The 1,065-nt window shown below is 35.5% G+C and carries 2 protein-coding genes; one reads left to right on the top strand and one right to left on the bottom strand.

The features are described 5' to 3' along the window. On the top strand, positions 1–544 hold a 544-nt coding region (locus tag HMPREF1254_RS12150), incomplete at its 5' end, for a hypothetical protein (protein WP_036891030.1). Here HMPREF1254_RS12150 and HMPREF1254_RS04475 read toward each other — a convergent pair. Beyond that, positions 537–1,065 (bottom strand): restriction endonuclease subunit S (locus HMPREF1254_RS04475; RefSeq protein WP_023057471.1); only part of this gene is annotated, 529 nt, incomplete at its 5' end. The genes HMPREF1254_RS12150 and HMPREF1254_RS04475 overlap by 8 nt on opposite strands.

Genomic DNA, 1,065 nt, shown 5'->3' with positions numbered 1-1,065 from the left:
GGGAATTAGAAATGATGTTTTTGGAAAACTTAGGAAAAGTGTTGGTTTTAATGCAATGATTGGCGATGTTCTTAGCTATGAACAACCACAATCATATCTTGTTGAAGATACTGAATATACAAATGAAGGAACTCCAGTGCTAACAGCAAACAAAGCCTTTGTTTTAGGCTACACATCAGAAATAGAAGGAATATATGACAAGGGTGATTGCATCATATTCGATGATTTCACTCTTGATTGTAAATATGTTGATTTTTCTTTCAAGGTCAAATCTTCTGCCATAAAAATTCTAACGGCAAAGAATAAAGAACTTTTGCGCTATACATTTGAGTTTTTGAAATATCTTGATTTGTCTACAGAGGATCATAAAAGACATTATATTACAGAAACGCAAAATCAAGAATTCATTTTGCCAACTGTGCAAATAGTCAGAACCATAGCACATGCTTTTTATGCGTTATCATTATGGAAGGAAACTATTGTAAAGCAAAGATATGCGTTTGAAAAACAAAAACAGTATCTGCTCCGTCAGATGTTTATATGAACATCTGACGGAGCAAGTATTGCTTCTGCAAACTTAGATTTGTTAAAAGCCCATGCTCTACTGTTAGTCTTTTATCTATTGCGGACAACAGCCTCGCATATTGAAGTTGTTCCTTATATGTCGGACAGAAGACTTTGGCTTTACCATAGTCTTTGAAATAAATATGAGATATAGCCATACCAGTTTTGTAGGGTTCAAAGTTAAATACTTTCAGCATATAGTAAAGATATTGAAGCGAATAGCCTTCTTTAGCTCGTAAAATATTCAATGTTCCTGTTGCAGAGCATTTGCCCGTAACATACGATGTGCTTCCTACACCCGAACCATCTTTGATAATATAGATTGCTTCATTCTCTGTATTATAATTGTCGAGGTAGCCAACGACGCCATTTGCACCATATACAGGATATGTACCATGCTCTGAAACATCACTTTCTTGTAGAGTTGAAGAACTACATGACAAGCAGTCTGACAAGCGAACATTGGGTTTGTTGTAGCGGACTATATTCTGTGCTATTCCC

The organism is Prevotella sp. BV3P1, assembly GCF_000479005.1.
Taxonomy (GTDB): domain Bacteria; phylum Bacteroidota; class Bacteroidia; order Bacteroidales; family Bacteroidaceae; genus Prevotella.
This window is presented reverse-complemented; position numbering and strand designations above follow the sequence as displayed.